This is a genomic window from Streptomyces sp. NPDC054956, from assembly GCF_053609185.1.
Genome location: NZ_JBSGXB010000296.1, coordinates 1 through 9,300, shown reverse-complemented (window position 1 = coordinate 9,300; position 9,300 = coordinate 1). Strand labels below are relative to the sequence as shown.

Here is a 9,300-nt window from a genome sequence, read left to right as displayed (position 1 = left end):
TGGCCCTCGAACTGCGGCTCGCCCAGCTTCACCGAGATGATCGCGGTCAGACCCTCGCGGATGTCCTCGCCGGCGAGGTTGTCGTCCTTCTCGCGGAGCAGCTTCTTGTCGCGGGCGTACTTGTTGACCAGGGCGGTCAGGGCGGTGCGGAACCCCTCCTCGTGCATGCCGCCGTCATGGGTGCGGATGGCGTTGGCGAAGGAGTAGACGCCTTCGTTGTAACCGGTGTTCCACTGCATCGCGATCTCGGCGGACAGTGTCCGCGCGGGTTCGGAGGCCTCGATCGTGATGACGGAGGGGTGGACGGCCTCGCCCTTGCGGGAGTTGAGGTGGGTGACGAAGTCGGCGATGCCTCCTTCGTAGTGGTAGGTCACCGTGCGCGCCTGCCGGTCCGTGTCGCCGTCGGCCGACTCGGCGCCGGCTCTCGCGGAGGCGCGCTCGTCGGCGAGCGAGATGGTCAGGCCCTTGTTGAGGAAAGCGACTTCCTGGAAGCGGCGGGAGAGGGTTTCGAAGGAGTAGTCGGTGGTGTCGAAGATGCTGTCGTCGGCCCAGAACGTGAGGGTGGTGCCCGTGGCGGTGGTGGCTTCGTGCCGGGCGAGCGGAGCGGTGGGCACACCGTCCTTGAAGTCCTGGCTCCACCGGTAGCCGTCCTTGCGCACCTCGGCGGACACCCTCGTGGACAGGGCGTTGACGACGGAGAGGCCGACGCCGTGCAGACCGCCGGAGACGGCGTAACCGCCGCCGCCGAACTTGCCGCCCGCGTGCAGCACGGTCAGTACGACCTCCAGGGCGGGCTTGCCCTGGGAGGCGACGATGTCGATGGGGATGCCGCGGCCGTTGTCGGCGACCCGGACCCCTCCGTCGGCGAGGATCGTGACGCCGATGGTGTCGGCCACGCCGGCCAGCGCCTCGTCCACGGAGTTGTCGACCACCTCCTGCACCAGGTGGTGCAGGCCGCGGACGCCGGTCGACCCGATGTACATGCCCGGCCGCTTGCGGACCGCGTCGAGTCCGTCGAGGACGCTGATCGTGTTGGCGTCGTAAGACGGCGCCGGATCCGGGCTGTTGCCGGCGATCGCAGCGGGAACGGCGGTCGGGGCGGACTCGGTCGGGTTGCCGGTATCGGTCACGGAAGACTCCTTCAGGGCAGCACAAGCCGCGCCCCCGCGGGGGCGGCGTGTGGAGAGGGGGAGTGGGCGGGCGGCGGGCAGCGCGGACTGCCGGACGCGGTCATGAACGGATGCGCGGCTCCGGGGGCCGGCATCCCCTTGATTCTATTTGCCGGGAGCGTTCATCCAGCGAGTTGTAGCCCCGTCGAGATGCCTGAGTAGCCGTGTGGAGCACCGAGAGAGGTTCGGCCTATCCCCCCATGCGTGGTCGGGAGTTTGGGCTCCAGGTGGCCGTACAGGGTCTTGAGGGGGCTTCGGATGGGAGCGGTCGCGGGAGTAATTGAAAGAACCTGGTCGGAGCGGTCCGACCGGTCGCGAAAGCCCTTGAACCGGACCCGACTTGCTCGGCGCGGTAGTGCAGGACCGCTGACAGCCGGGCCGTGCCCCTGACAGCCTGTGCGCATGGACCGAGGGGGAAATTCCATCGTCGAAATCATCCTGCCCGGCATCGGGCCCGCCGACCGGGCCGAGGTGGTGCAGCCCAGCGGGGTCCGGCGGGTCAGCGGGGACCGCAGCGCCGGGGTGTACCGGACGGACGCGACGGACCGGACGGACGGGTCGGGCGAGGCGGACGGGTCGGACGGGTCGGACGGGTCGGACGGGGCGGCGCCCGAGCCGGAAATCGGCGTGGTGCGGGAGGTGTACGACTGGGCCACGCTGACCATCGGCGGGGCCCGGCGCGCGCTGTGGTTGTTCCTGGTGCCCTTCCTGCTCCTCAACACGGTCGCGTGGTTGCAGCCCTTCGGGCTGGAGCGGCGCTGGGCGACCAGGGTCTACCAGGGGGCCGCCCGGCTGGTCGGGCTGACGCTGACCGTCCTGGCGGTGGCCACCTGCGCCGAGGTGGCCATGGACCAGCTGGTCTGGCAGTGCGGTCGCCTGGGCATCTGCGACCGGGCGAACCCTGCGGTACGGGCGCTCGCGGGCCTGGGCACCGGGTGGGGGCTGGTCGCCGCGGTGGCCGTGCCGGGCGGGGCGCTGACGCTGATCGCCTTCACGGCGCGGGACGGCAAGCGCGAGTACCAGCCGCTGATGTCGACCCGGTACGACGACGCGGACGCCCGGGACGAGGAGCGGCGGCCCCTGCAGGCGTCCGGGTTCTGGGAGGTGAACCCGCGGGCGGCCGGGCTGGCCTGCCGGCATCTGTGCGCGGGGGCGCTGACGCTGGCGCTGCTGCTGGCCGAGCCCGCCTTCCGGGGCGGCGGCGAACGGTCGGCCGGCTGGCTGCTGTTCGCGGCGATGGCAGGGCTGGGGCTGCTGGTGGTGTGCGGCGGCCCGTGGTGGCGGGTGCCGTGGGCGGACTGGGCCCTGGGGGCGGCGTGCGGTCTGGTGCTGGCCGGGGCCGCCGCCTATGCCGCGGGTTCCCCGTTCGCCGGAGCCGGGCGCCGGCTGCCGGGGATGGGCGCGCTGGTCGCCGTACTGCTGGCCGTGCAGGGCGGCGTACTGCTGGCCCTGGCCGTCGGGTCGGTGTGGGCGGCGGGGGCGCGGCGGCGGCAGTCGTCGTTGTACGGGGCGACGGGCGCGGCCCTCGGGGTGGTGGCCTGCTTCGCGGGGTGGGTGTGCAGCGCCGCGCTGATGATGTGGTCGCGGGAGTGGCTGACGCAGGACGGCGCGGAGACGGGCGTCGTGCTGCCGCGCGCCGTGCAGGCGGTGTCGATGGCGCTGCCGCTGCTGCTGGCCGCCTTGGTGGTGGCGGCTCCCTTCGTGGGGGTCGTGTTCAGGGTGAAGAGGTGGCGCCGGGAGCGTTCCTGGCCGCCGCTGACGGACGAGGAGGGGCGGGAGAGTGCGCGGCGCGCGCAGGAGCTGAGGTCCGCGGAGGACCGGGCGGGCAAGGTGAAGGTGTGGGTGGGGCGCGTGGTCGGGGTGTGCGCGGTCGGCGCGGTGGCCGCCGTGGGCGGTACCTACGGGTTCCGGCTGAAGTGGCTGACCGCGTACGCGGACCTGGTGATCGCGCAGTTGAACTCGATGGGGGCGGTGATCCTGGTCGGCCTGGTCGCGGTCATGGTGATCGCGGTGCGGGCGATGGTGCTCCAGCCGCAGATGCGGCGGAACGCGGGGATGATGTGGGCGATCGGCGCCTTCTGGCCGCGCGCCGCGCATCCGTTCACGCCCGCGACCTGGACGGGGCGCAGCGTGCCGGAGCTGGTGCACCGGCTGCGGCACCTGACCGGCGGGCCGCGGGAGCGGGTCCTGCTCCACGGGCATTCGATGGGGGCGGTGCTGGGAGTGCTGGCGCTGTGGCAGCTGGAGCCCGAGCGGCGGGCCCGGGTCGCGCTGCTGACGAGCGGCTGCCCGCTGCGCTCGTACTTCGCCCGCTACCACCCGGCCTTCTTCACCGAGGTCTCGCTGCGGGCGCCGGCCCAGGAGGGTGCCCTGGTCCGCTGGGCCAACACCTGGCGCACGACCGACCCGATGGGGGGCCCGCTGACGGACGACCCGGTCAGGGACCCGCAGGGCTTGGGGCCGGGTGTGACCGAGCACAAGTGGGAGGACGGGGTGGATCCCGGCGACCCCGCCGAGGACGCGCCGCCGGTCCTGGAACGGAGCGCCGCGCATCCGGTGTTCCCGCCGCTCCAGGGGCACGACAACTACCGGACGGACGCGCGCACGGTCGGGGTCCGGCGGTCGCTGATCGCGGCGCTGGCGGCGGCCGGACTCCCCGGTCCACGGACGCCTGTGTGAGTCATTGATCCAGACCTATTGACCGGCCCTGTCATCCCTCCTACGATCCGGTCGGCACAGCCCCACATGTCCCCCCTCACCCAGAGCCGGGCGTCACGCCCCCACGCGTCGGTCATGTCCATGACGCTCGGCGGGAAGCGAGCACAGCATGTTCCGTCGGAGGTCGCGCACTCCACGCCCGTCGGGCGATTCCCGCTCGGGTCCGGTGCAGAGGTACCGGACCCGCCGCGCCCAGCACGGACCGACCGTCCTGAACCGCTCCCTCGCCGCGATGAGCGCCGCCGCCGTCATCGGTGCCGGCATGGCCGTGGCCGGCTCGGTCACGGCCGGGGCCGTCACGACCGAGGTCGCTCCCGCCAACCTGGTCGTCAACTCCGGGTTCGAGAACGGACTCTCCGGCTGGACCTGCTCCGGTGGTTCCGGCGTCAGTGTCGGCAGTCCGGTCCACTCCGGCGCCGCCGCGCTCAAGGCCACGCCGGCCGGCCAGGACAACGGCCAGTGCACCCAGACCATCAGCGTGCAGCCCAACGCCCAGTACACCCTGAGCGCCTGGGTCCAGGGCAGCTACGTCTACCTCGGCGCCACCGGCAGCGGCCTCACGAACGCCCCGGCCACCTGGACGCCGAGCAGCCCGGCGTACAGCCAGCTCAGCATCGGCTTCACCACCGGTCCGAACACCACCTCGGTGACCGTCTACCTGCACGGCTGGTACGGGCAGCCCGCGTACTACGCGGACGACGTGTCGCTCGTGGGCCCCGGCGGAAGCAGCCCCACCCCGACGACGGCGCCGCCGACCACCGTGCCGCCCACCACCGCCCCGCCCACCACCGCCCCGCCCACCACCGCGCCGCCGACCACCACGCCGCCTACGACCTCCGCCCCGCCGACCACGACGCCGCCGACGGGCGGCACCTGCCCCACGAAGCCCAAGCCGTCGGGCAAGGTCCTGCAGGGTTACTGGGAGAACTGGGACGGCGCCTCCAACGGCGTCCACCCCGGCATGGGATGGATCCCCATCACGGACAGCCGGATCGCCGCACACGGCTACAACGTCATCAACGCCGCCTTCCCGGTGATCCTCTCGGACGGCACGGTCCAGTGGCAGGACGGCATGGACACCGGCGTCAAGGTCGCGACCCCCGCCGAGATGTGCCAGGCCAAGGCGGCCGGGGCGACGATCCTGATGTCGATCGGCGGCGCCACCGCGGGCATCGACCTGAGCTCCAGCACCGTCGCCGACAAGTTCGTCGCGACCGTCGTCCCGATCCTCAAGAAGTACAACTTCGACGGAATCGACATCGACATCGAGACCGGCCTGTCCGGAAGTGGCAACATCAACACGCTGTCCGCCTCCCAGGCCAACCTGGTGCGCATCATCGACGGCGTGCTGGCCCAGATGCCCGCGGGCTTCGGCCTGACGATGGCCCCCGAAACCGCGTACGTCACCGGCGGAAGCGTCACGTACGGATCGATCTGGGGCGCGTACCTGCCGATCATCAAGAAGTACGCCGACAACGGGCAGCTGTGGTGGCTGAACATGCAGTACTACAACGGCAGCATGTACGGCTGCTCCGGCGACTCCTACCAGGCCGGCACCGTGCAGGGCTTCACCGCGCAGACCACGTGCCTGAACAACGGCCTGACCATCCAGGGCACCACCATCAAGGTGCCCTACGACAAGCAGGTGCCCGGCCTGCCGGCCCAGTCCGGCGCGGGTGGCGGCTACATGGCGCCGAGCCTGGTCGGCCAGTCGTGGAACGCCTTCGGCGGCTCGCTGAAGGGGCTCATGACCTGGTCGGTCAACTGGGACGGCTCGAAGAGCTGGACCTTCGGCGACAACGTCAAGTCCCTCCAGGGCCGTTGATGAGCATCCTGCACGAAGCCCGCTGACGAGAACGGCGGTCCTTGCCCTCCGCGACCGGATGGCAAGGACCGCCGCCTCGTTCAGGACCCGGCGAGCCGGATCACTTGGACTGCGTGGAGACGCTCACTCCGCTGAAGTCCTGCGCGGCGGCGAGGCTGAAGTAGACCCAGCCGGACGGCGGGTTGTCGATCGTCAGGGTCTCGCCGTTGCCGGCGTTGGTGGACTTCGCCAGGTAGTTGCCGGTGGTTGCCCAGCTGCCGCCGCCGTAGTACAGGTCGGCGTTGCCGGTGCCGCCGCTGCTGGTGATGGTCAGCTGCTTGACGCCGGCCGGCAGGTACACGAAGTGGTAGCTGTAGTTGCCGGCGGCGGCCGCGAGGTTGTCCCGGCGGCAGTTCTTGTCGAACTGACGGGGGTCGCTGATGGTGCAGAGCGGCGTGGACGGGGCCTCCGGCAGGGGGCCGCAGTCGTTGGTCGCGCAGGCGGTCGACAGCCAGGTGGCGAAACCGGCGTCGTAGCCGGTGCCGATGGTCTGCTTCAGGAAGGTGCGGGCACCGTTCCAGTCACCGGCGCGGTACTTGTCGAGCACGGTCTGCACGTCGGCGGGGTGCGCCTGGAGCATGTAGCGGACCGCGAGCCAGCCCCAGCGGTAGACCCGGTTCGAGTTGACCGCGGGGTCCGCCTCCTGGCCGTAGACGGTGTCGAAGAGCTCGCTGAGCTTGTACGTGTTCTTGCGGGCCTCGGCGATCGCGTCGGCGTTGCGCTCGCCCCGGTAACCGAACGAGATGTTCTCGGCGATGCCCTCGACCCACCAGATGGTCGGCGTGACGATGCCGGCCTCGAAGTCGCCGGCCATGTTGTAGCGGCCGTCGAGGTAGTGGGTGTACTCGTGGTTGAGGTTCCAGATCTGGAAGTCCGGGCGCAGCCAGTGGGCCTCGTGGGCGATGAACCGGGCCTGGTTGCCGGCGGCGGCCGGGTCGCCCTCCTCGTACATGCCGCCGTTGTCGACGTCGATGTTGTAGATGGCCCAGGCGTACAGCGAGTAGTTGGTGTAGTCGTCGAAGACGACGACCTCGAGGTTGGTGTTCACGTCACCGGGGATCGCGCCCTTGTCGCCGATGACCCGGTGGAAGTAGGCGTCCTGGTTGACCAGGCTGGTGCAGGTGCTCGCCAGCTGTCCGGGGGACATGTCCTGGGCGCGGATCTTCAGGCCCGGGTTGCACGTGTGCTGGATCGGCAGGATCGCCGGGAGCACGCGCTCGCCCAGGTCGCAGATGGCGTACGCGGCGCAGTTGCCGCGGTCGTACTGGCGCGTGTACCAGCCGAGGTTCATGGTGATCGGCGCGGTGGGGCCGACGTTCGGGTAGCGGTTGATCAGGTCCTTCAGCAGAGGCCGCACCGGGGCCTTGAGCTCGGGCACGTCCAGGGCGTAGCCGAGGAAGCGGCCGACGTTGCTGACGACGTCCAAGCGGTTGAGCTGCGCGCTGTTGCGCGTGATGAACCCGGCCCAGGTGTTGAGGATGGTGGGGTCGGCCTTGAGGGCGGCCCGCCAGCCGCGGTCGTCGTTCTTGGCCTTGAAGCCGTTCTCGACGACCCACTCGACGTGCTGCATGGCGAGGTTCATCTGGCCGGGCCACGTGCCGTCGTAGCTGCCGAGCATCCACTTGACGACGCCGGCGTACCGGCCGGCCGTGTGGGTGCTGTCGATCAGCGTGACGACCTCGTTGAAGATCTCGCCGTTGGCGTCGGTGACGTCCTTGCTGCGCGGGGAGGCGAAGAAGGCGTCCAGCGCGCCGCGCGCCGCACCGTCCAGCGCCGGTCCGTAGGCGCCGACGACGTCCGCGTTGTTGTCCTGGACGTAGTAACCGGCGCGCAGGAACAGCACCAGCTGGCCGACGGAGGCGCTGTTGTTGCCCGAGTAGCCGGCGGAGGCGTCGCGCAGCGCGTTGGCGACGGTCACCATCTGGTCCTCGCGGAAGGCCTTGCGGGCGTTCTCGCCGGTGAGGCCGAACAGCGGGTACGTACAGGTGATCCGGGGGAGGGCCTTGAGCTGCTGGACCAAGGCGCTGCCCGTGGCGTTGATCACGCCGGAGACGTCCCCGCACTCGTCCGCGGCGGTGGCCGCCGTGGACTGCCTGCCGGCCTTGTCCGTCTTGGCGGGGGCGATCGGCGTGACGGTCGGTGCGGTCGGGGCGGATTCCTCGGCACTGTCCTGGGAGGAGATCCGGAAGCGGGAGCCGTTGCTCATCGCGTCGGGAGACTTGGGGACCGGGATCGACCGGGGCGCCGAGGCCGCGGGTCCACGTGCGTGCGTACCGGCCGGAGCCGTGGAGCCGGTGGAGGCGGCCTGGCTCTGGGGCGCCAGAAGGCCTAGCGCGAGGAAGGCGGCTGCGCCGAGCGCGGGAAGTCTGCGCGCGTTGGCCTTCGATATCCGGAAGGGATGCATCTGCGGGGGCCTCCGGGGCCGTTGTGGCCGCGTGCTGGGAACACGGGCGTTTGATGTGTGACATGTAAAATTTCACATGTCGCATCGCGCCGGAAGGTTTTTGGCCAGATTCACGGGCTATCGGAACTGAAACGTTGTCAACTGCCGGCCCCGGATCTCCGCCGGGCGGCACGGGCCGGAGCGTCATTTATGCTTCAAGGCGGCCGCGGGGCGGTGGCTCGTCGCCGTACGCGGCACGTGGGGAACGGCGGTCCTGGGCGGTCGAGGGGGTGTCCGTCCTCGGTGCCCCGGTTCGGACGGGGACCACGTGACGCCGATCATGACGATCTTGGGGAATCGAGTGACCGCCGACACGCGTCCCCGTGGTGTGGGGCGCCCACCCCACCCGCCCACGAACAGAAGACCCCCAGGGAGAAGTGAGGAATGCCAGTGATCTGCGTCGGAGGCATGATCGGGATCGGCAAGACGAGCGTGGCCGAACTCCTCGCCAAGGAGCTGGGCAGCGAGGTCTTCTACGAGAGCGTGGACGACAACCCGATCCTGCCGCTCTTCTACACGTCGAGCCCCGAGGAGATCCAGGCGAAGCGCTACCCCTTCCTGCTCCAGCTGTACTTCCTGCAGACGCGGTTCGCCGCGATCAAGGAGGCGTACAAGCAGGGGGACAACGTCCTGGACCGGTCCATCTACGAGGACTGGTACTTCGCCAAGGTCAATCACGACCTGGGCCGGATCAGCTCCCTCGAGATGCGGGTGTACGAGGGGCTGCTCAACGAGATGATGCGCGAGATCGACGGCCTGCCGTACCGCAAGGCGCCCGACCTCATGGTCTACCTCAAGGCGGACTTCGAGACGGTGCTGCACCGCATCGGGCTGCGGGGCCGTGATTTCGAGCAGGACGAGAGCCTCGTCGAGTACTACCGGACGCTGTGGTCCGGCTACGACGACTGGGTGCACAAGCACTACTCGGCCAGCGAGGTCCTCGTCGTGGACATGAACCACACGGATGTGGTGAACGAACCCGAGGACGCGGCCCGCGTGGTGCGAGAGGTCAAGGAGGCCCTGGCGGCGGGCAGGCTCCGGGCCTGACACGGCCGGGGCGCGCCGGCAGTCCCGGCGGGCCTCGGGTTCCGGGCGCGGGGCCGGCC

Annotated in this window: 5 protein-coding genes and 1 pseudogene; 4 read left to right on the top strand and 2 right to left on the bottom strand. The window is 70.5% G+C overall.

What is annotated here, in order from left to right; all coding sequences use genetic code 11:
* On the bottom strand, nt 1-1,130 hold a 1,130-nt coding region (locus ACWGDE_RS31740), incomplete at its 3' end, for an ATP-binding protein (protein ID WP_453392487.1).
* Nucleotides 1,131-1,571: 441 nt separating this feature from the next.
* On the opposite strand from ACWGDE_RS31740, the gene ACWGDE_RS31735 reads away from it, so the two are divergent.
* The 3 genes and pseudogenes from ACWGDE_RS31735 to ACWGDE_RS31725 all read left to right on the top strand — a co-directional run bounded on the left by ACWGDE_RS31735 (nt 1,572) and on the right by ACWGDE_RS31725 (nt 5,712).
* Nucleotides 1,572-3,848 (top strand): hypothetical protein, encoded by a 2,277-nt coding sequence (locus tag ACWGDE_RS31735; RefSeq protein ID WP_453392486.1) that lies wholly within the window; start codon nt 1,572-1,574, stop codon nt 3,846-3,848.
* A 148-nt stretch (nt 3,849-3,996) separates the two neighbouring features.
* A pseudogene (locus tag ACWGDE_RS31730) lies at nt 3,997-4,545 on the top strand (carbohydrate binding domain-containing protein); the annotation flags it as partial.
* 102 nt (nt 4,546-4,647) lie between these two features.
* Entirely contained in the window at nt 4,648-5,712 is a 1,065-nt protein-coding gene (locus tag ACWGDE_RS31725; protein ID WP_453392488.1) for a chitinase, read from the top strand.
* Nucleotides 5,713-5,812: 100 nt separating this feature from the next.
* Here ACWGDE_RS31725 and ACWGDE_RS31720 read toward each other — a convergent pair whose 3' ends face one another.
* Nucleotides 5,813-8,155, bottom strand: a complete 2,343-nt coding sequence (locus ACWGDE_RS31720) for a collagenase (protein ID WP_453392485.1) — start codon at nt 8,153-8,155, stop codon at nt 5,813-5,815.
* 423 nt (nt 8,156-8,578) lie between these two features.
* On the opposite strand from ACWGDE_RS31720, the gene ACWGDE_RS31715 reads away from it, so the two are divergent.
* Entirely contained in the window at nt 8,579-9,241 is a 663-nt protein-coding gene (locus tag ACWGDE_RS31715; protein WP_453392484.1) for a deoxynucleoside kinase, read from the top strand.
* Nucleotides 9,242-9,300: the final 59 nt, after the last annotated feature.

What these genes read in the sequence shown, in the direction of transcription:
- ACWGDE_RS31715 (WP_453392484.1), top strand. Translation starts at nt 8,579, where the DNA reads ATGCCAGTGATCTGCGTCGGAGGCATGATCGGGATCGGCAAGACGAGC.
- ACWGDE_RS31735 (WP_453392486.1), top strand. Translation starts at nt 1,572, where the DNA reads ATGGACCGAGGGGGAAATTCCATCGTCGAAATCATCCTGCCCGGCATC.
- ACWGDE_RS31720 (WP_453392485.1), bottom strand. Translation starts at nt 8,155, where the DNA reads ATGCATCCCTTCCGGATATCGAAGGCCAACGCGCGCAGACTTCCCGCG.